The following is a 19,833-nucleotide window of genomic DNA, read 5'->3' as shown; positions in this document are numbered from 1 at the left end:
TCCCTCATGAACACTGCCCGCACGGTCCTGGTGATCGGTGGTGGTGCCGCCGGCAACGCCGCGACGGTGTTTCTGCGCCGCGCCGGCTTCGCGGTGGACCTGATCGAGGCCAAGGACGACTGGAACGCCACCGCCGGCTCCGGTATCACCCTGCAGGGCAACGCGTTGCGCGTCCTGCGTGAACTCGGTGTCTGGGACCAGGTGAAGGCGTCCGGCTTCGGTTTCGGCTCGGTCGGCATCACCGCGCGCGACGGCACGGTCCTGCACGTCGCCCGGGATCTGCGCACGGGCGGCGACGACCTGCCCGCCACCGTCGGCATGCAGCGCCCGCGGCTCCAGCAGATCCTCATCGACGCGGTACGGGCCAGCGGCGCCTCCGTGCGCCTCGGCACCACCGCCGAGGTCGTCGACCAGGACGCGGACGGCGTGTCGATACGGTTCTCCGACGGCGGCGAGGGCCGCTACGACCTGGTCATCGCCGCCGACGGCCTCGGATCCGCCACCCGGGCCGCGATCGGCATCACCGACAAGCCGGAAGCGACGGGCATGGCCATCTGGCGCGTCGCCGCCCCGCGCCCCGCCGGCGTGGTCCGCACCGATCTCGCCTACGGCGGCCCCGCCTACATAGCCGGCTACTGCCCCACCGGCGAGGCCACCCTGTACGCGTACGTCGTCGAGGCCAACCGCGACCGTGCCTCGATCCCGCCCGCCTCCTACGCCGACGAAATGCGCCGCCTGGCCTCCGCCTACGGGGGCTTCTGGCCGGAGATCACCGAGCACATCACCGACCCGGCACAGGTCAACTACACCTGGTTCGACCGCATGCTGGTGGAAGGCTCCTGGCACCGCGGCCGGGTCGTGCTGATCGGCGACGCCGCGCACTGCTGTCCGCCCACGCTCGCCCAGGGCGCGGCACTGTCGCTGGAGGACGCGTGGGTGCTCACCGAGCTGCTCACGTCTGATGCGCCGTGGGACGACGCGCTGTTCCAGGCGTACTACGAGCGGCGCGTGGCCCGCGTCCGCCCGGTCGTGGAGGCGTCCGTGCGGATCGGGCAGTGGCAGCTGGACGGCGTCCGGGACGCGGACGTCCCCGGCCTGATGGGCCGCACGATGACGATGCTGCGGGAGCTGCCGTGAGCGCCTCCCCCACCGTCGACGTCCACGCCCACGTGCTGCTGCCCGAGGTCGACGCCCTGGTCGCCGGCCATGCCAGGCTGGCGCGGGCGAAGGAGCTGGACGCCCGGCGCAACGGTCCCGCGGCCCTCGCCGTGAGCGGGCCCATGGTGCGCGAGCGCATCCCGAAGATGACCGACCCCGCCGTCCGGCTGGCCGCGATGGACGCCCAGGGTGTCGACGTCCAACTGGTCAGCCCCTCTCCGTCGCACTACCACTACTGGGCCGACGAACAGACCGCCGAGAAGCTGTACCGGCTCGCCAACGAGGCCACGGCGGCCCACTGTTCCGCCGCGCCGGACCGGCTGCGCGGGCTCGGCCTGGTACCGCTGCAGCACCCCTGCCAAGCGGTGCGCGCGCTGGAACACGCCCTGGACCAGGGCCTGCTGGGCGTCGAGATCTCCAGCCACGCACCGGGGCGGGAACTGTCCGCACCGGCCTACGAACCTTTCTGGAGCAGGGCCGCGGAAACCGGCGCGATCGTCTTCCTGCACCCCTTCGGCTGCACCCTCGACGAGCGACTGGACCAGTGGTACCTGTCCAACACCGTCGGCCAGCCGGTGGAGAACGCCGTCGCCCTCTCGCACCTGATCTTCTCCGGCGTCCTGGACCGGCATCCGGGCCTGAAGCTGATCGCCGCGCACGGCGGCGGCTATCTGCCCACCCACATCGGCCGCTCCGACCACGCCTGGTCCGCCCGCTCCGACGCCGGAGCGAACTGCGCCCACCTGCCCAGCAGTTACCTCAAACGGATCTACTTCGACTCCCTCGTGCACGACCCGCACGTGCTGCGCGAGCTGATCCGGGTCGCGGGCCCGGACCGGGTGCTGCTCGGCTCCGACTTCCCCTTCGACATGGGCACCGACGACCCCGTCGCCGCCCTGCGCGCGGCCGCCCTGCCCGACTCCGTCCTCCATGCCGTTCGCGGCGGCAACGCCTCCGCCCTCCTCGTCCAGGAGTGATCCCATGCGCCTGCTCACCCACCTGCGGCACGTCGACCTCGCCGTGCCGGACTACGACAAACAGCTCGACTTCTACGCCGGAGTCTGGGGCCTGACCCAGGTCGCCGAGGACTCGGGCATCTCCTTCCTCGCCGCCGAGGGCTCGCCCGAGCAGTACGTCGTACGCCTGCGCAAGGCCGACGAGAAGCGCCTCGACCTCGTCTCCTACGGCGCCGCCAGTGCCGCCGACGTGGACACGCTCGCCGAGCAACTCCTCGCCGAGGGCGTGCAGTTGATCACCCACCCGGGCCGGGTCGACACCCCCGGCGGCGGCTACGGCTTCCGCTTCTTCGACGTCGACGGACGCACCCTCGAGGTCTCCGCCGACGTAGAGGTACGCCGGCACCGCAAGATCGAGGAGAAGGAGTCCATCCCGGTCAAGCTCAGCCACGTGGTCCTCAACTCCCCCGACCTCAACCGCACCCGCGAGTGGTACGAGCGCCACCTCGGCTTCCGCCTCTCCGACACCCTCAGCTCACCGCACATGGGCGAGGTCATGCACTTCATGCGCATCTCCAACCAGCACCACTCCATGGCACTGGCCAAGGGCCCGCACACCTCCCTGCACCACATCTCCTTCGAGCTGCGCGGCATCGACGAGTACATGCGCGGCTCCGGCCGCGTCATCCGCGCCGGGTACCAGAAGATCTGGGGACCGGGCCGGCACATGGCGGGCGACAACACCTTCACGTACTTCCTTGACCCGCACGGCAACACCGTCGAGTACACGACGGAGTTGGAGTGCCTGGACGAGGACACCTGGCACCCGCACGTCTACGACTTCTCCCGGCCCGAGGTCACCGACCAGTGGGGCACCGCCAACCCCATGAACGAACTCGTCGCCAAGGAGTCCTTCAACGACCCCGACCGCGGCGTCTTCATCGCCCCTCCGGTCTGATCTCCCGCCCTCCACTCCCCGGGGGCGCGGCCGGCCCTGTCACCTGCCCTGACTGAATCCCGCCGCGCCCTCGGCCCCACCCTGCCCGGAGCCGCACCATGCGATTCGCCGCCTACGAACACCGCCATCGCCGCCGCGTGGCCGTCGTGGAGGACGACGGCACCCTCCTGCCGCTGCCCGGCGTCACCTCCCTGACGACCCTTCTGACGGAATCCGACGGTCTGCCCGGCCTGCTCGCCGCGGGCGCGGCGGCACTCGACGTACCGCCCGGCCCGCATGTGTCACAGGTCCGGCTGCTGCCACCGCTCCAGCCCACCTCCGTCCGGGACTTCGTCACCTTCGAGGAGCACGTCGAGGGCGTACGACGCTCCGTGGACGGCGCCACCGGCGTGCCCGAGCAGTGGTACGCGGCGCCGACCTTCTACTTCACCAACCCGCACGCCGTGTACGGCCCGCACGACGACATCCCCGTCCCACCGGGCTCCGCGGCCTTGGACTTCGAACTGGAAGTCGGCGCGGTCATCGGCCGGGAGGGACGTGATCTCACTCTCGAGCAGGCCCGGGACCACATCGTCGGCTACACCGTCTTCAACGACTGGTCGGCCAGGGACCTCCAGGCCGCCGAGATGAGAGTCGGCCTCGGCCCGTGCAAGGGCAAGGACACGGCCACCACCCTCGGTCCTTACCTGGTCACCGCCGACGAACTGGAGCCGTACCGGGACGCCGACGGCCTCCTGCGCCTGGCGCTCACCGCGGAGATCAACGGCGACGTCGTCGGCCGGGACCTGCTGTCCAACATGAGCTGGACCTTCGAGGAGATGGTCGCGTACGCCTCGCGCGGCACCCGGGTGGTCGCCGGTGACGTCCTGGGCTCCGGCACCTGCGGCAACGGCGGCTGCCTCGCCGAACTGTGGGGCCTGCGCGGCGAGCGGACTCCGCCGCCGCTGCGGCCCGGCGACACCGTCACCCTCACCGTGGAAGGGATCGGCAGCGTGTCCAACACCGTCGTCCCCGGCGCCGATCCCGTGCCGCTGCCCGCCGGCCGGCGCCGGCCCCGGGAACGGCCGTGAACGACCTGCACCCCAAAAGGCTGCTGGGCAAGGTGGTCGTGATCACCGGCGCGGCTCGTGGCCAGGGCGCCGCCGAGGCGGAAGCCCTGACCCGGGAAGGCGCCCGGGTCATCGCCACCGATGTACAACCCGACGGAAACTGCCGCCGCCTGGACGTGACCAGCGAACACGACTGGGCCGAACTCGCCGCCGAGCTCAAGGAGTCGTACGGACAGGTACACGGCCTGGTCAACAACGCGGGCATCACCTGGCGCGCCCGCCTCGGCGACGTACAGGCGGCGGACTTCGACCGCGTCCACTCGGTCAACGTCACCGGCCCCCTCCTGGGCATCCAGCACCTCACCCCGCTCATGCCGCCCGGCTCCTCGATCGTCAACGTCGGCTCCTCCGCGGCCCTGACCGCCCACTACCCGATGGCCTACACCGCCAGCAAGTGGGGACTGCGCGGACTCTCCCGGACGGCCGCACTCGAACTCGGACCACGCGGCATCCGCGTCAACACGATCCACCCCGGCTACATCGAGACCGAGATGACCGCCTCCGCCACCCCCGCCTTCCGCGAAGCCAACATCCGCGAAACACCCTTGGGGCGCACCGGCACCGTCGCCGAGGTCGCCCCGCTGGTGGTGTTCCTGCTCTCGGACGAGTCGTCGTTCATCACCGGCGCCGACATCCCGGTCGACGGCGGCATGACCGCGCACGGCGGCGTGAAGTCCGTCTCCGACGCGCTGCGCGAGAGAGCCTTGTGAAGCGGCTGGAAGGCAAGATCGCGCTGATCCCCGGCACGGCCCGCGGCCAGGGCCGGGCCGCGGCACTGCGGTTCGCGGCCGAGGGGGCGCTCGTGGTCGGCGGTGACCTGCCGCACGAGGCGGCCGTCGAGGCGCAGCGGCTGATCGCCCGCGAGGGCGGCACGGCGCTCACGCCCGGGCCGCTGGACGTCACTAACGAGGCGTCGGTGCGCTGTTGGGTGACGGAGGCCGTCGACGCCTTCGGCGGCATCGACATCGTCTGCTGGGGAGACATCGACGGGCAGTCGTACGAGGACTCCAGCTCAGCCGTTCCCGACCCACCGGACGCAGTGTGGCTGACTGTCCGGGCGGCCTGGCCGCATCTGGTCGCCAGTCGTGGCTGCTGGCTCACGGTCGGTCGACCGACCGGCCGACTCGCCGCGTACGGAGCCGCCGAGGGCCGGGTGATCGCGCTGACCCGGCAATTGGCGGCCGAGGGCGCGCCGTACGGCGTCCGCGCCAACAGCGTCGCCCCCGCCGGGACATCCGACGGCGTGATGAGCGCGGCCGTCTTCCTCGCCTCCGACGAGGCGTCGTACCTCACCGGCGCCCACCTTGTCGCCGACAGCGGCTGGTCGACGCCACAGCCCCGCCACCCCCACCTGGAAGGACACACCCACACGTGAACAAGGTCCGCAGCAGCGCCGCCGAGGCCGTCGCCGACGTACCCGACGGCGCGTCACTCGCCGTGGGCGGCTTCGGCCTCAGCGGCGTACCGGAAGTCCTCGTCCGTGCCCTGTACGAGCAGGGCGCGCAGGGGCTCGAGGTCGTCTCCAACAACTGCGGCGTGGACGGCCGCGGCCTGGGCGTCCTGCTCGCCGCCGGCCGGATCGCCCGCGTCACCGGCTCCTACGTCGGCGAGAACAAGGAGTTCGCCCGCCAGTACCTGGCCGGGGAACTCGAAGTGGAACTCGTCCCGCAAGGCACCCTCGCCGAACGGCTGCGCGCGGGCGGCGCCGGCATCCCCGGCTTCTACACGCCCGCCGGCGTGGGCACCCAGGTGGCACACGGCGGCCTTCCCTGGCGGTACGCGTCGGACGGCTCGGTCGCACTCGCCTCGCCGCCCAAGGAGACCCGCGAGTTCCACGGCCGCGCCCACGTCCTGGAGCACGGCATCACCACCGACTTCGCCCTCGTACGGGCCTGGCGCGGCGACCGGCACGGCAACCTGTGCTTCCGCAGGGCCGCCGCCAACTTCAACCCCCTGGCCGCCATGGCGGGCAAGGTGACCATCGCCGAGGTCGAGGAACTGGTCGAGCCGGGCGAACTGGCCCCCGACGCCGTGCACCTGCCCGGCATCTACGTCCAGCGGATCGTGGCCCTCAGCCCCGACGAGGCCGCCGACAAGCAGATCGAGAAGAGGACGGTACGTTCCTGATGGCCTGGACACGCGACCAGATGGCCGCCCGCGCCGCCGCCGAACTCACCAGCGGCTCCTACGTCAATCTCGGCATCGGCCTGCCCACCCTCATCCCCGGCCATCTGCCGCCGGGCGTCCAGGTGGTGCTGCATTCCGAGAACGGCATCCTCGGTACGGGCCCCTATCCCACCGAGGACGAGGTCGACCCCGACCTGATCAACGCGGGCAAGGAAACGGTCACCGTCCTGCCCGGGGCCGCCTTCTTCGACTCGGCCCTGTCCTTCGGCATGATCCGCGGCGGGCACATCGACACCGCCGTCCTGGGCGCCATGCAGGTGTCCGAGCAGGGTGACCTGGCGAACTGGATGATCCCCGGGAAGATGGTCAAGGGCATGGGCGGCGCGATGGACCTGGTGCACGGCGCCCGCCGCGTCATCGTCCTCATGGAGCACACCGCCAAGGACGGGTCACCGAAGATCCTCAAGGACTGCACCCTGCCCCTGACCGGCGAGCGTTGCGTGCACCGGATCATCACCGACCTGGGCGTCCTCGACGTCACCGACCACGGTCTCGCCCTGGTGGAGACCGCACCCGGCGTCAGCGTGGAGGACATCACGGCCCACACGGACGCACGGGTGCGCTGAGCTGCACGAGGAGTCGAGAGGGGGCCCGCTGATAAAATGTCGGCACGCTTCGACATCGCCGTTCCGGGGCGCCCGATCAGAAAGGTCCCCCTTGAGCGCGAAGCCGCCTACGTCTCGCCCCGTGTCCCCCGCTCTGCCTCCGGCCGCGTCCTTCGACGCACTCGGCCTGCCGCCGAAGCTGACCGAGGCCATGGCCGGCCTGGGCGTGACGGAGCCCTTCCCGATCCAGGCGGCCACCCTGCCCAACGCGCTGGACGGCCGGGACGTCCTCGGCCGTGCCCGGACTGGCTCCGGCAAGACGCTGGCGTTCGGGTTGGCGCTGCTCGTGCGCACGGCAGGGCTGCGGGCGGACGCGAAGCGGCCGCTCGCCCTGGTCCTGGTGCCGACCCGCGAGCTCGCGCAGCAGGTGAGTGACGCGCTCGAGCCGTACGCGCGGACGCTGAACGTGCGACTGGGCACGGTGGTCGGCGGGCTGTCGATCAACCGGCAGCAGGCGCTGCTGCGGGCCGGTGTCGACGTGCTGATCGCGACGCCGGGTCGGCTGACCGACCTGGTGTCCCGCCGGGACTGCCATCTGGACCAGGTGCGGATCACGGTGCTCGACGAAGCGGACCAGATGTGCGACCTGGGCTTCCTGCCGCAGGTCACGGAGATCCTCGACCAGGTGCGGCCCGACGGGCAGCGGCTGCTGTTCTCCGCCACGCTCGACCGCAACGTGGACCAGCTCGTTCGCGACTACCTCCGCGACCCGGTCCCCGTCTCGGTCGACCCGGCGGCCGGTTCGGTCAGCACGATGGAACACCACGTGCTGAACATCCACGCCGCCGACAAGTACGCGACCGCGACCGAGATCGCCGCCCGCGACGGCCGGGTGCTGATGTTCCTGGACACCAAGGCCGGCGTGGACCAGTTCACCCGCCATCTGCGGGCCAGCGGCGTACGAGCCGGTGCGCTGCACAGCGGGAAGTCACAGCCGCAGCGCACGCACACGCTCGGCCAGTTCAAGGACGGCGAGATCACCGTCCTGGTGGCCACCAATGTCGCCGCACGCGGCATTCACATCGACACGCTCGACCTCGTCGTCAACGTCGACCCGCCCGCCGACGCCAAGGACTACCTGCACCGGGGCGGACGCACGGCACGCGCCGGCGAGTCCGGCACCGTGGTCACCCTGGTCACCCCCAACCAGCGACGCGATGTGAACCGGATGATGTCCGAGGCCGGGATCCGGCCCACGGTCACCCAGGTGCGCTCCGGCGAGGCACAGCTGACCGCCATCACCGGTGCGAAGCGCCCGCCGACCGCGACGAAGAGCACCACCGGCAACATCCCGTTCCGCGGCCTCGGCTCCCGTGCGGGCCGTCCTGCGAAGGAGTCCCGCAAGTCCGCCGAGGCCCGCAAGGTCGCGGAGGCACGCGCGGCGGCCCGGGTGCGCAAGGGCCGCTGATATCGCTGCGGCCGCCGGTGCGTGACCCTTCGGGGTGACGGCGGCCCGCTACGCCGTTCGAGTGGTGCCATCGGGTCCCCGGCCGTAGCGTCGGAGCAGCACATCCGGCGGCGAGCGGCAGCGGGGAACAGGCCATGCACATGCGCGTACTCACCACGACGGTCACATTCTTCGCGCTCGCCGCGCTCGCCACCGCGACAGGCGCACCGTCCGCGGCCCGGTCGGCCCCGGAGCCTGTCGCGCGGGTCGCTCAGCAGCCCGCGGAGGTGCCCGTCCTCGTCGACTGCTTCTGGCACCCCGAGGTGCGCCCGACCGACTTCATGCTCGCCTGCGGTGACGGCAACAGCCGCCTGGCCTCACTGCGCTGGTCCGAGTGGGACGCGGACTCGGCGCAGGCCAAGGGCGTGAACTGGGTCAACGACTGCAAGCCCTACTGCGCGGCGGGCCGCTTCCACGCCTACCCGGTGACCGTACGGCTCGACCGCCCGGAGCCGTGGAAGAAGCGCCCCCACCTCTCCCACTACTCCCGCATCACGCTCGTCTACACCGACAGCCGGCCGGAACAGTTCGCACGGACCGTGTCCTATCCGCTCTGGGACTGAGCGGCGGCGGCGACCTGCTCGGTCTGCGCGCCCGACGATGTGATCACCTCGGAGTGTCGCTCACTGCGGTCCATACGGCCGCCCATGAACGCCAGCCCCAGCCCCGCCACACCGAGAGCCGCGCCGACCAGGACCGGTGAGGCCCAGCCCCAGCCTGCGGAGATGGCCAGGCCGCCGAGCCAGGCGCCACCCGCGTTGGCCAGGTTGAACGCGGAGTGGTTGGAGGCCGCCGCCATGGTCGGGGCGTTCTTCGCCTTGGCCATCAGCAGCATCTGAACGGGGGTCGTGATCAGGGCGCCCATCGCGCCGATGAAGGTGATCGTGATCAGGGCGGGCACGGTGCTGTGCACGGCGAAGTAGAACACCACCAGCGCCGAGGACAGCAGAGCCAGCCCCGCGTACAGCGTCGGGCGCAGGGCGCGGTCCGTGAGCGGACCCGCAGCCAGGGTGCCGAGCGTCATGCCGACGCCGTAGAGCGCGAGGACGAGCGTGGTCGAGGAGTCGGACAGGCCCGTCACGTTGGTCAGCATCGGGACCAGGTAGCTGTAGACGGCGAAGAAGCCGCCGAAGCCCACGACCGCCGTGGCCAGGCCGATGAACACCTGCCGGTTGCCCATGGCGCGCAGTTCGTGCCGGATACCGGACTGCTCCGAGCGGGGCTGGTGGGGGACGAAAGCGGCCAGTGCGGCGAGGGCGACGAGCCCGATGACGGCGACAGCGACGTAGGCGGACCGCCAGCCCAGCTGCTGTCCGAGGGCCGTACCGGCCGGAACGCCGACGATGTTGGCGACGGTCAGCCCGAGGAACATCCTCGACACCGCGCGTGCGGCCCGGTCGGGGGCGACCAGGCGGGAGGCGACGACCGCGCCGACGCCGAAGAGCGCTCCGTGGGGCAGGCCGGCCAGGAAGCGTGCGGCGAAGAGCAGCTCGAAGTTGGGGGCGAGCGCGGACGCGACGTTGCCGATGACGAACAGCCCGGACAGCAGGAGCAGCAGCCGCTTGTGGGGTATGCGCGCGCCGATGCCGGTCAGCACCGGGGCACCGACGACGACACCCAGCGCATAGGCGGAGACGACGTTGCCGGCCTGCGGCACGGACACGCCGATCCCGTCAGCGATCTGGGGCAGCAGTCCCATCGTGGCGAACTCGGTGGTGCCGATGCCGAAAGCGACAGCAGCCAGGGCCAGGAGAGCCAGTGGCATGGCGCAGGAGAACCTTTCAGAGCGGGTGGTGCGGGGAGGGAAGGAGGGAGCGGGGTGGGGCCGCGACGGTGCGGCTGGTCGGGGACGGTCGTGCCGTGCCTCATCGCGCGGCGCTCCCTGGGCATGGAAAGCCCATAACGGGTGCAGCAGCTGAACGGAGTCAGACATTCCAAGATCTCGCCGCGTCCTCCGTGATCCATGTCACATCACTACGGCGGCGAGTTCCCGCCCGATCACCCCGCTGCCCTGCGTGGCCGCCTCGGTCCCTCCGAATATCGGCAAGACTTTCCCTGCTCATGCCCGCTGCTTCACGCAACCGCCGTCCTGGGCAACCTGAGTTGGCACGGTACGGCACCGCACCCATGTGCCGTCGGATCGCTCACGGGTCAGAGGTCAGGAGAGGTATGTCTGTGATTGCCGAGACACCCGCACGTACCGGACACGGTGGACAGCGCAAGGCAGCACGCGCCTTCACGTTGGGAACCGTGCTCGCCCTGATCGCGTTCGCTCCGCCGGCGGCGGCGAGCGAGCGGCACACCGCCCCTGTGAGCGGAGACTCGATCTCGTGGACCACGCAGCACCTGGCTCCCGGAGTCAAGGTCCGCACCGGCGTGCTGAGCGTCCCGGAGGCGGCAGGCTCCTGGACGGTCACGGTCCAGGCTCCCGCGGTCAACCGCCTCACCGGCGCGGCCGCATGGGCCCCGCTCGGTGACCGGTCCTGGGCCGACGCCACCGCCGAGACGTTGCAGGCGGCCGGGTTCGCACCCCGGCTGGAGCGGGTGACCTGGGACTCCTACGCGGACACACCACGCGGCACGATGGGCTGGCAGGTCAGGGTCGGCCAGTACACCACCCAGGCCGAGGCGCGCACGCTCAACTCGTCCATATCGGCTGCGGGCTTCCGTACGTCCGTGGAGTGGACGGGCTACGACGGGCGGCAACGCGCCGACGCGGAGCGCATCCACGTGGCCGTGATCGATCCGAGCCGGCTGCAGGGCACCGTCGAGGCCAGCGACGGCGGCAACACAGCCGACCGGGAGAAGACCTCCGCAGTGGCCACCCGGCTGGAGTCCCTGGTGGGGGTCAACGGCGGATTCTTCATCACCTCCGACGCGGACGGAGTTCAGGGCACGACGGCCGGACTGTCCGTGGTGGACGGCGAGTTGCAGTCCATGGCGGTCGGCTCGCGCGCCGCGCTGATTCTCGAGGACGGCGGACGGCGCGTACGCATCGCGGACCTGTCCAGCCGCGTCACCGTGCGCGCCGGATCCGCCTCGCACGCGGTCGAGGGCATCAACCGCACGCCGGGCAAGGTGCGCAACTGCGGCCGTCCGGGCGCCGTACCCACCGAGCTGCCCCGTCAGGATCTGACCTGCTCCCTCGCGAACGACCTGGTCAAGTTCACCGGCTCGTTCGGGGCCCCGCTGCCGACCGGCGCCGGTATCCAGGTCGTTCTGGACAAGCACGGCGTCGTCGTCTCCCGTGGCGACCGGGGCGGCTCCATGCCGTCCGACGGCAGCGTCCTGCAGGGCACCGGGACGGCAGCCGCCTGGCTCACCGAGCACGCCGGGGTGGGTCGGCGGCTGCAGCTGCGCGAGGTCGTGCGGGACGCCGAGGGGCGGCAGCTCGCACTCGGCCCTCGGGACAGCGTCGTCAGCGCGGCGCCCACCCTGATCGAGAACGGCCGGGTCCACATCGACGCCGCCACCGAGGGCACGCTCGACCCGCTCGACCTCTCCTTCGGGTTCGCGTGGTCCAACGTCCGCCAGCCCCGCACGCTGGCCGGCATCGACCGCAGCGGCAGGCTGCTGCTGGTGACCGTCGACGGTCGGCAGCCCGGCGTCAGCGAGGGCTTCACCCTCGCCGAGGCCGCACAGTTCATGCGATCCCTGGGCGCCGTCCAGGCCCTCAACCTCGACGGCGGCGGCTCCACCGCGATGGCCGTCGACGGGGCCCTGGTCAACGTGCCCTCGGACGCGACCGGCGAGCGGGCCGTCGGCGACACCGTCCAGGTCCTGCCGCACGGGGTGCGCGGCTGATCCGAGCGGTCGTCACGGTGGCTGCCAGCGCTACGCGGAAGTCGCCGAAGGAGGCCGGCCCGCGACACGTCCGTGCGGCGTCGTGCACGCCTGGGTCGCCTGGTTTTCGCGCCGCCCGTTGTCCGGGCCCCGGCAGCGGGCGGGCGGACGCGACGCTGCCGGGCCCCGGGCGGTGCCGGGGCCGACTCAGCGGTCGGCGAGGGCGCGGATTTCTTCGGCGATCAGCTTCGGGTCCTCCTCGGCCATGAAGTGGCCGCAGGAAACGGTGGCGTGGCGCAGATCGCCGCTCCACGCGCTCCACAGGCTCTGGGCGTGGTAGCCGAGGGCGGCGCCCCAGTCCTGCTGCAGGACGGTGACCGGGATGGCCAGCGTGTGGCCGGACGCGCGGTCGGTGGTGTCGTGGTCGATGTCGACTCCGGCCGAGGCGCGGTAGTCGGCGACGATGGAGGGCACGGCGGCCGCGGACGCGGCCAGGTAGTGGGCTCGGACGTCGGCGGGGATGGCGTGCGGGTCCTTGGTCCAGGCGTCGAGGAAGTGGCCGAAGAAGGTGTCGGCGGCCTGCTGGATCATCTCCTCGGGCAGGCCTGGGGCCTGGGCCATCAGGTAGAGGTGAAAGCCGACCGCTCCGTTCACGCCGCGCAGCGCGTCCCACATGTCCAGGGCGGGCAGGACGTCCAGGAACAGGGCCCGGGAGACGGTGTCCGGGTGGTCCATCGCGGCGCGGAAGGCGACCAGGGCGCCTCGGTCGTGCCCGGCCAGGGTGAAGCGGTCATGCCCCAGCTCTGCGGCCAGGCGTACGACGTCGCGGGCCATGGTCCGCTTGGAGTAGGTGTCGGGGCTCGTCTCGGCGGGCTTGTCGCTGTCGCCGTAGCCTCGCAGGTCGGGGCAGATGACGGTGTGGTCGGTGGCAAGGTCCGCTGCGACGTGCCGCCACATCAGATGGGTCTGCGGGAAGCCGTGCAGCAGGACGACCGGCGTGCCGCTGCCGCCGACGGCGGCGTTCAGGGCCACGTCGTCATCGACGCTCACGCGGTGCATGGTGAATCCGGGGATGGTCAAAGCGGTCACAGCTGTTCCTGGGGTTCGTGGCAGGGTGGACGTTCAGAACGCCCTGGCCTGGGCGGTCCGCCCCGTCCGGGACGTCACCCACACTGCGGGCCCCGGATCAGCGATCGATGAGTGAACCCGCGGCACGCCCCGACCGGTGCCGCGTGCGAAAGGACATGTCCGTGGGCGTGACGTTCGGACTGCTGGGACCGGTGACCGCCCACGACGCCGACGGCTCGCCCCTGCGGCTCGGCCCGCCCCGCCACCGGGAGGTCCTGGGACGGCTGCTGATCGCCCGGGGCCGGGTGGTCCCGGTGGGCACGTTGGTGGCCGACCTGTGGGGCGAGGAACCCGCGCCGGGTGCCGTGGGCGCGGTGCGCACCTTCGTCGCCGGGCTGCGCCGCTGCCTGGAACCCGACCGCCCTGCCCGCCAGGCCGCCCAACTGCTGGTCACCGACGGCCCCGGCTACGCCCTGCGCGCCGGCCGTGAAGCGGTGGACGCCTGGCGGTTCGAGGACACCGCCGCGCGCGCCGCCGCGACACCGCCCTCCGCCGCGGCCGTCCTGTGGGACCAGGCCCTGGCCCTGTGGCGCGGGCCGGTGCTCGCCGACTTCCCCGCCGCCAGGTGGGCCGCCGCCGAACAGGCCCGCCTCGAGGCGCTGCGTCTCGACGCCGTCGAACGGCGCGCCGACGCCCTGCTCGCGACCGGCGCCGCCGGCCACGCTGTCGCCGACCTGCGCGCACACGTGACCGCCCACCCCGGCAGACAGGACGGCTGGGTGCTGCTCGCCACCGCACTCGCCCGAACCGGGCAGCGCACGGAAGCGCTGCAGACCCTCAACCACGCCCGTACGGCCCTCGCCGCGCCGCGCGGCACGCAAACCGGCCGCGCCTTGGACCGAGCCGAGACCCGCATCCTCGACACCGCCACTGACTGCGGGACCGAACCGGCCGGGATCACCGACAGCCTCTGGGAGAGGGCCGCGGCCTCCTGGGACCGCTCGGTACCCGCCCGTTCGCAGGCCCGCCTCCACGCCACGGCCGGGCTGCTGCGCGACCTCGCGGTAACCGGCCCCGAGGGCCTCGAACAGGCACACCAGCACCGCCGCGACCTCGTTGCGGCGGCCGAGACGAGCGGCGACACCGAACTGGCCGCCCGCATCATCGGCTCCTACGACGTCCCTGCGGTATGGACCCGCGCTGATCACCCCGACAGTGCCGGTGAACTCTCCCGTGCCGCCGCCCGTGCAGCCGCCCGACTCGGCCCTCAGGGCCCGGCCGCGCTGCGGGCCCGGCTGTTGTCCGTCATGGCGATCGAGTCACGCGGAGACGCCGCCGCCGACACACCCGTCCCTCGCGCCGCCCAGCCGCGCACCACCGAACCCTGGCGCCGCCGCGCCGAACAGGCCGCCGAGGAAGCCGTCCGGCTCGCCCGCGGCCTGGGCGACCCCGCCCTCCTGGCGTTCGCCCTCAACGGGGCCTTCATGCAAGCGTTCTCCCACTGCGGATCGGCCGCCCGCCGCGAAGTCCTCGGCGCCGAACTCACCCGGCTGTCCGCCGAACACCAGATGCCCAGCCACGAAATCCTCGGCCGCATCATCCGTCTCCAGGCGCTGGCCGGTCTCGGCGACCTAACCGAAGCGGACGCAGAAGCCGAACAGATCGACCGGCTCGCCCAACGCAACGAACGACCCCTCGCAGAAGTCTTCACCGCCTGGTACCGGGCCCTGCGCACCTGCGAGACCGACGGCTGGCCTGCTGCCCGCCCTCAGTACGAGCACGTCCTGAAACACACCGCCGGCAGCGGCATGCCCGGCCTCGCTCAAGGCGCAGCCGCCCTCGTCGCCCTCGTCCCGGTCATGCGGGACGACGCTCCCGTGGACACGGCAGAACTCAGCCGCCTCGACGCCGGCCCCTACCAGTCATGGCTCAACCCCCTGCTCCTCGTCGCTCGAGGAGCCACTGAACAGGCACACCAGGCACTGTCCACCGTCCCACGGCCTCCGCACGACCACCTCCAGGAAGCCCTGTGGGGCGTACTCGCCAAAGCCGCCTGTCTGGTGGGACACCTGCCCGTCCTGCGCCGCGCCCGGGAAGAACTCGCCGCCGCCCAGGGCGAACGGGCCGCCGGCAGCGGTCTGGTCTCCTTCGGCCCTGTGCTCCGTCACCTGGAGGCAATCGACGCAGCTCTCGACGCGCACAACCGGTGAACCGCGAAGGGCGCTACACGACGTGACGTCAGCCCAGCAGGTCTCTGATCGCGGTGGGGGCCGCTCCTACGCCCGGCAACGACGAGGCCGACTCGGGGCTCCCTCCGCCGCCCGACGACCGCGCCCCGTCGCCGTCGCCGTCGCCGTCGGCTGACGCGACACGCGGCCGAGTTGATCATTCCTGGCGCCGTGAGCTGCTAGATGAGCGCGGCCCGGTGCCAGAGCATCCCCTGGTCAGCCGTCTCACCATCCTCCAGACTTGTATGTGAGCGAGGGACCCACGGTTCTCGGCGCAGGGAACCCGGGACTGGAAGAGGTACGACGATGGCCCGGTTGCGATTCGTCTGGGTCCTGTCCGGACGTGGTTGGGCCAAATGCGTCGTCAGTGACGACGAGGCTGAAGCCGAAGTCACGGCTTCCTACATCACCGCCGCCCCCGAGGATCTCCTGACGGCCGTATGCAGGCTGATCGTCGGCGAGACCCAGTGCCGAGTGCAGTTCGAGGCCGAGCCCACCGCCTTCCGATGGATCTTCCGGCGGGAAGGCAGCAGCGTGTCGATCCGCCTCCTGGAACTGGCCCACGGCAATCACCACGACAACGCCGGGACTGAGATCTGGTCCACCCGACAGAACATCGACGTCCTTGCCCGAGCCGTGATCCATTGTTTCGACGAGGTCCTGAGGAAGTACGGCGAGAACGCCTACCGCGGCAGGTGGCGCGAGGACTTTCCCCGAGCCGAGCTCGAAGCACTCAGGACCGCGTGGCGAACATACCGAGGCGACCAGGCGGCCTCTTGGACACCACCGCACCCGTGACCCAACAGGACGCGTCCACGGGCACCTGGTGCGGGGCGAACCCGAAGTGGGGATAGCTCCCGCACAGATACGCCCATGAGCCCCATCGCTGCCACTACCGCCCTCCAGCAAGATCGGTGTGCAGAACGAAGTACGGGTGACGGCGGATCGCAGAGGTGGGGGCGGAATGAAGCATGTACGCAAGTTCATCGTTACTGCTGTTACGGCCTTGGGCGTGATGGCGGCCTCGGCCGCCGTCTCGGCGACGCCTCGGGAGACGGATCGCGCCGGGCTGCTGGAGCGGCTGGACGAGGTCGTCGCTGTCGGCGCGGTGGGGGCGCTGATGGAGGTGCGTGACGAGCACGGCGTGTGGCGCGGCACCAGCGGAGTCGCCGAGCTGGGTACGACGAGGTCGGTCCCGGCGTCCGGAACGTTCCGGGCGGGCAGCATCACGAAGACGTTCGTCGCCACCGTCGTTACGACTGCGCGACACCTCACTGCCGGGAACGTCCGCGCGCATCGGCAAGCCGCATCCGTACGGCTATGTGCCGCTCGAACGGGACGGTGAGATCCGCCTCGTCGACTACACCGCGATGAATCCCTCGGTCATGGGTGTGGGCGGCGAGATGATCTCCACGACCAGGGATCTCAATCGGTTCGTCGCCGCACTGCTCGGCGAGCGTCTCGTCCCGGCGCACCTGCTCGACGCGATGAGGACGCCGGCCGTTGAAGGCAGGCGGTACAGGCTAGGGCTGACCTGGAAGGACACCTCGTACGGAATTCGGGTGTACGGCAACGACGGTGATGCCCTGGCGTATCAGGCGTGGTCCTTCGGCACGGAGGACGGACGCCGTCAGGTCACGGTCGCGCTCACGCCGGACTTCCGCGGTGACCCTGACGACGCTGTCGACGCACTCCTGGACAGGGCGTTCTGCCACTGACCGTAAACCTGCCGCCAAGTCTGCAAGCGACCTCGAGGTGGGGGTGTCACCGGCGTCTCGTAGGCTCCACGCCATGAGTGACGGGGAATCCGGCAGACGGGTCATCGACGGGCGCTTCGAGCTTGAGGCGCGGCTCGGTGGCGGCGGTATGGGCATGGTGTGGCGGGCGCGCGATCTGGTCCTGGACCGGGCGGTGGCGCTCAAGGAGGTCCGGCCGTCGGATCCGGGTCTGGCCGAATACGACCCGCCGGCCGCGGCCATGCTCCGGGCCCGGGTGTTGCGTGAGGCAAGGGCGCTCGCCCGTGTCGAGCACCCCAATGTGGTGACCATCCACCACGTCATCGACGGCGTGGACCATGCCTACCCGTGGATCGTCATGGAGTTGGTCACCGGCGGGTCGCTCCAGGACCGACTCGAACAGGGGCCTTTGCCGCCGGTGGCGGCCGCGCGCCTGGGCCGCGAGGTGCTGGCCGCGCTGCGGGCCGCACACGATGCCGGCATCCAGCACCGCGATGTGAAGCCGGCCAACGTCCTGCTGCGACCCGATCAGCGTCCCGTCCTGACGGACTTCGGCATCGCGGCGATCCGGGAGTCGACCGTCCTGACCGCGACCGGTTCCCTCATCGGCACACCGGACTACATGGCGCCCGAACGCATCGCCGGCGGCGAGGGCGGCCCCGGATCGGACCTGTGGTCGCTGGCGATGATGCTGTACGTCGCGGTCGAGGGGCATCATCCCCTGCGCAGGGCAACCACCCTCGCGACGCTGGCGGCGCTCTTGAGTGAGGAACTCCCGCCGCCTCAGCGCTCCGGACCACTGACCGGCTTCCTCAACGCCATGCTCGTCAAGGATCCGGCGCAGCGCCCGGACGCGACGGCAGCCGACCACATGCTCGCGACGGCCGCCGAGGACCGGAACACGGCCGCAAGCCCCTCCCCCGGCCGCCCCAACACAGCGCATCCGACGACGTCATACCCGCTGGCACCCCCAGCCGCAGCATCGTTCGCACCCCCGCCCGCGGCCGGTTTCGGGCCGCCGCCGGCCGGCTTCGCACCACCCGCTCACTTCGGCGCCCCACCCGGTCCGCCGAGCCCGACCCCGGCGAGCCCCACGCGGCCGACGCCGTCCCGGCCCGGCGGCCGTTCGAAACACAGGATCGCCATCGCTTCGTCCGTCGTAGGCACCGTGCTGACGGGAGTGCTGGTGTGGGCCCTGCTGCCGGACGGCGGCGAACAGAATCGTGAACCGTCGGCGGGCTCACCCGGATCCTCCTCGGCCACGACGACGGGCCCGGCGGCGAGCACCCCCACCGCGTCCCACTCGGCTTCGCCGACCGCAGGCGACACGAAGACCGGACTGCTCACCCCGGACGGCATCCGTACGGCGCTCGCGGAGATCGAGGCCACGACCGGAACCAACCGCGCAGCCGACGTCCTCATCTATCCGGAGTACGTGAGCGTGGACGTCATGGTCAAGGGCAGCGAAACGAAGTACGACAGCTACACCTACCGCCCCGGCAGGGGCGTGGAGAAGGGCATCATCAGCAGCACGATAGGCAGCGGCAAACACCCTTTCAGCCTGGACGATTTCGACTGGGACGTCGTTCCCGCTCTGTTGAAGCGTGCCGAGAAGGATCTCAACGTGACGCGCCCCACCGCGCGTTACATCACCGTCAACCCCGCCGACGACACCTTCGACACCCCGCTGGAACTGGCCGTGTACCTCTCCGACGACTACGCGACGGGATATCTCAACGCCGGCCTGAACGGCAAGGTGACCCGCGTCGTAGCCGCCGAGGACTGACGTCGCGCGCGCCAGGCAACCCGCCCTCACAAACAAGCGCGGCCATGGCGTAGAAGGAACGCTCCAGCGCCAGGCTGCCGTCGGGCATGACTTTGCAGACTCCGTAGGAGGCCATGTCCAGGTCGAAGCGAGGATCTTCGTGGTGCGGATAGGTGTAGGCGGCGAAGGTGCACCAAAAGGCGGTGTCCGCGCCTTCCTCGGTGAAGACCTCCAATTGACGACGGAGGTAGCCGGCCTGTTCGTCTTCGTCGCGGATGTATTCGCCGCCGACGCGGGGCGAGTCGACGACGTCCCACCAGCCGAGGCCTCCGCGTGCGGCGGCGCCTCGGTAGGTGCAGCTGTCGAATTCGGTCGCCGCGAGTGGCTTGCCGTGCCGCATGTACTCACGCGGGCCCTGGCGGCAGGCATCGCTGGCATCGCCGTAGGCGTCAGCGCTGACGAGGTCGAAGGGCGCGCAGTCGATCTGTTCCGACGTTCCGGAGGCGTAGGTGATCTTGCCGCTGAACCGGAAGCGGACGTTCGCCGCGATGTCGGACAGTAAGGAGTTCAGCCGGGCCGGAACCTCGGCCAGCGCGGCCACTGTGGTCTCCTCCGGGGCACCGCTTATCAGGGCTTCGATCCTGGCGATGCTGTCGTGGCCGGGGAGGATACCGTCGGCGAACAGGCTCAACTCGCAGCCGGCGACGAAGACGTCCGCTCTCACCTCCTCGGCGCGATCGGCGCACTCGGCGAAGTAGGGCAGCAGTTCCTGGGCGGACAGTTCGCAAGGGAACGGGGGAACCAGACCTCAAGCCCGGCGTCGGCTGCGTGCC

At 71.2% G+C, this 19,833-nt stretch carries 19 protein-coding genes; 16 read left to right on the top strand and 3 right to left on the bottom strand.

Annotated elements, in window-relative coordinates; genetic code table 11:
• Window positions 1–6 precede the first annotated feature (6 nt).
• The 10 genes from AC068Z_RS07755 (at window position 7) to AC068Z_RS07710 (ending at window position 8,983) form a co-directional block, all read left to right on the top strand.
• Window positions 7–1,137: an FAD-dependent oxidoreductase gene (locus AC068Z_RS07755; protein ID WP_478553336.1), complete on the top strand. Its 1,131-nt coding sequence runs from the start codon at window positions 7–9 to the stop codon at window positions 1,135–1,137.
• A complete protein-coding gene (locus AC068Z_RS07750; RefSeq protein ID WP_478553334.1) occupies window positions 1,134–2,135 on the top strand; it encodes an amidohydrolase family protein in 1,002 nt (333 codons plus the stop codon). The genes AC068Z_RS07755 and AC068Z_RS07750 overlap by 4 nt, the downstream gene beginning before the upstream one ends.
• A 4-nt stretch (window positions 2,136–2,139) precedes the next feature.
• Complete coding sequence (locus tag AC068Z_RS07745) at window positions 2,140–3,072, top strand: VOC family protein (protein WP_478553332.1); 933 nt, start codon at window positions 2,140–2,142, stop codon at window positions 3,070–3,072.
• Window positions 3,073–3,170: 98 nt separating this feature from the next.
• Window positions 3,171–4,142, top strand: a complete 972-nt coding sequence (locus AC068Z_RS07740) for a fumarylacetoacetate hydrolase family protein (RefSeq protein ID WP_478553331.1) — start codon at window positions 3,171–3,173, stop codon at window positions 4,140–4,142.
• Window positions 4,139–4,891: an SDR family NAD(P)-dependent oxidoreductase gene (locus AC068Z_RS07735; RefSeq protein ID WP_478553329.1), complete on the top strand. Its 753-nt coding sequence runs from the start codon at window positions 4,139–4,141 to the stop codon at window positions 4,889–4,891. Before AC068Z_RS07740 ends, AC068Z_RS07735 begins: the two co-directional genes overlap by 4 nt.
• The gene (locus AC068Z_RS07730) at window positions 4,888–5,556 is read left to right on the top strand and encodes an SDR family NAD(P)-dependent oxidoreductase (protein ID WP_478553327.1); all 669 of its coding nucleotides are present in this window, start codon (window positions 4,888–4,890) and stop codon (window positions 5,554–5,556) included. Before AC068Z_RS07735 ends, AC068Z_RS07730 begins: the two co-directional genes overlap by 4 nt.
• Entirely contained in the window at window positions 5,553–6,308 is a 756-nt protein-coding gene (locus AC068Z_RS07725; protein ID WP_478553325.1) for a CoA transferase subunit A, read from the top strand. Before AC068Z_RS07730 ends, AC068Z_RS07725 begins: the two co-directional genes overlap by 4 nt.
• Window positions 6,308–6,934, top strand: a complete 627-nt coding sequence (locus AC068Z_RS07720) for a CoA transferase subunit B (RefSeq protein ID WP_478553323.1) — start codon at window positions 6,308–6,310, stop codon at window positions 6,932–6,934. Before AC068Z_RS07725 ends, AC068Z_RS07720 begins: the two co-directional genes overlap by 1 nt.
• 121 nt (window positions 6,935–7,055) lie before the next feature.
• Window positions 7,056–8,381 (top strand): DEAD/DEAH box helicase, encoded by a 1,326-nt coding sequence (locus AC068Z_RS07715; RefSeq protein WP_478553321.1) that lies wholly within the window; start codon window positions 7,056–7,058, stop codon window positions 8,379–8,381.
• Between the two features lie 134 nt (window positions 8,382–8,515).
• Window positions 8,516–8,983, top strand: coding sequence for a hypothetical protein (locus tag AC068Z_RS07710; protein ID WP_478553319.1), 468 nt, complete (start codon window positions 8,516–8,518; stop codon window positions 8,981–8,983).
• Here AC068Z_RS07710 and AC068Z_RS07705 read toward each other — a convergent pair.
• On the bottom strand, window positions 8,965–10,185 hold the full coding sequence (locus AC068Z_RS07705) for an MFS transporter (RefSeq protein WP_478553317.1): 1,221 nt from the start codon (window positions 10,183–10,185) through the stop codon (window positions 8,965–8,967). The two genes, AC068Z_RS07710 and AC068Z_RS07705, sit on opposite strands and share 19 nt — an antisense overlap.
• Before the next feature lie 485 nt (window positions 10,186–10,670).
• On the opposite strand from AC068Z_RS07705, the gene AC068Z_RS07700 reads away from it, so the two are divergent.
• Window positions 10,671–12,224 (top strand): phosphodiester glycosidase family protein, encoded by a 1,554-nt coding sequence (locus AC068Z_RS07700; RefSeq protein WP_478553315.1) that lies wholly within the window; start codon window positions 10,671–10,673, stop codon window positions 12,222–12,224.
• Window positions 12,225–12,410: 186 nt separating this feature from the next.
• On the opposite strand, the gene AC068Z_RS07695 is transcribed toward AC068Z_RS07700, so the two are convergent.
• A complete protein-coding gene (locus AC068Z_RS07695; RefSeq protein ID WP_478553764.1) occupies window positions 12,411–13,262 on the bottom strand; it encodes an alpha/beta hydrolase in 852 nt (283 codons plus the stop codon).
• 191 nt (window positions 13,263–13,453) lie between these two features.
• Between AC068Z_RS07695 and AC068Z_RS07690 the strand changes: the two genes are divergently transcribed.
• From AC068Z_RS07690 to AC068Z_RS07670, 5 genes are all read left to right on the top strand, one after another.
• Window positions 13,454–15,481 (top strand): AfsR/SARP family transcriptional regulator, encoded by a 2,028-nt coding sequence (locus AC068Z_RS07690; protein WP_478553313.1) that lies wholly within the window; start codon window positions 13,454–13,456, stop codon window positions 15,479–15,481.
• Between the two features lie 324 nt (window positions 15,482–15,805).
• On the top strand, window positions 15,806–16,297 hold the full coding sequence (locus AC068Z_RS07685; RefSeq protein WP_478553311.1) for a hypothetical protein: 492 nt from the start codon (window positions 15,806–15,808) through the stop codon (window positions 16,295–16,297).
• A 166-nt stretch (window positions 16,298–16,463) separates the two neighbouring features.
• The gene (locus tag AC068Z_RS07680; RefSeq protein WP_478553787.1) at window positions 16,464–16,844 is read left to right on the top strand and encodes a hypothetical protein; all 381 of its coding nucleotides are present in this window, start codon (window positions 16,464–16,466) and stop codon (window positions 16,842–16,844) included.
• Complete coding sequence (locus tag AC068Z_RS07675; protein WP_478553762.1) at window positions 16,759–17,217, top strand: serine hydrolase; 459 nt, start codon at window positions 16,759–16,761, stop codon at window positions 17,215–17,217. Before AC068Z_RS07680 ends, AC068Z_RS07675 begins: the two co-directional genes overlap by 86 nt.
• 73 nt (window positions 17,218–17,290) lie before the next feature.
• A complete protein-coding gene (locus tag AC068Z_RS07670) occupies window positions 17,291–19,021 on the top strand; it encodes a serine/threonine-protein kinase (RefSeq protein WP_478553309.1) in 1,731 nt (576 codons plus the stop codon).
• Here AC068Z_RS07670 and AC068Z_RS07665 read toward each other — a convergent pair.
• On the bottom strand, window positions 18,969–19,724 hold the full coding sequence (locus AC068Z_RS07665; RefSeq protein WP_478553307.1) for a hypothetical protein: 756 nt from the start codon (window positions 19,722–19,724) through the stop codon (window positions 18,969–18,971). The two genes, AC068Z_RS07670 and AC068Z_RS07665, sit on opposite strands and share 53 nt — an antisense overlap.
• Window positions 19,725–19,833: the final 109 nt, after the last annotated feature.

This window comes from Streptomyces sp. NPDC043726 (assembly GCF_056436565.1).
The sequence above is the reverse complement of the archived record's forward strand: the minus strand, read 5'-3'. Positions and strand labels throughout refer to the sequence as shown.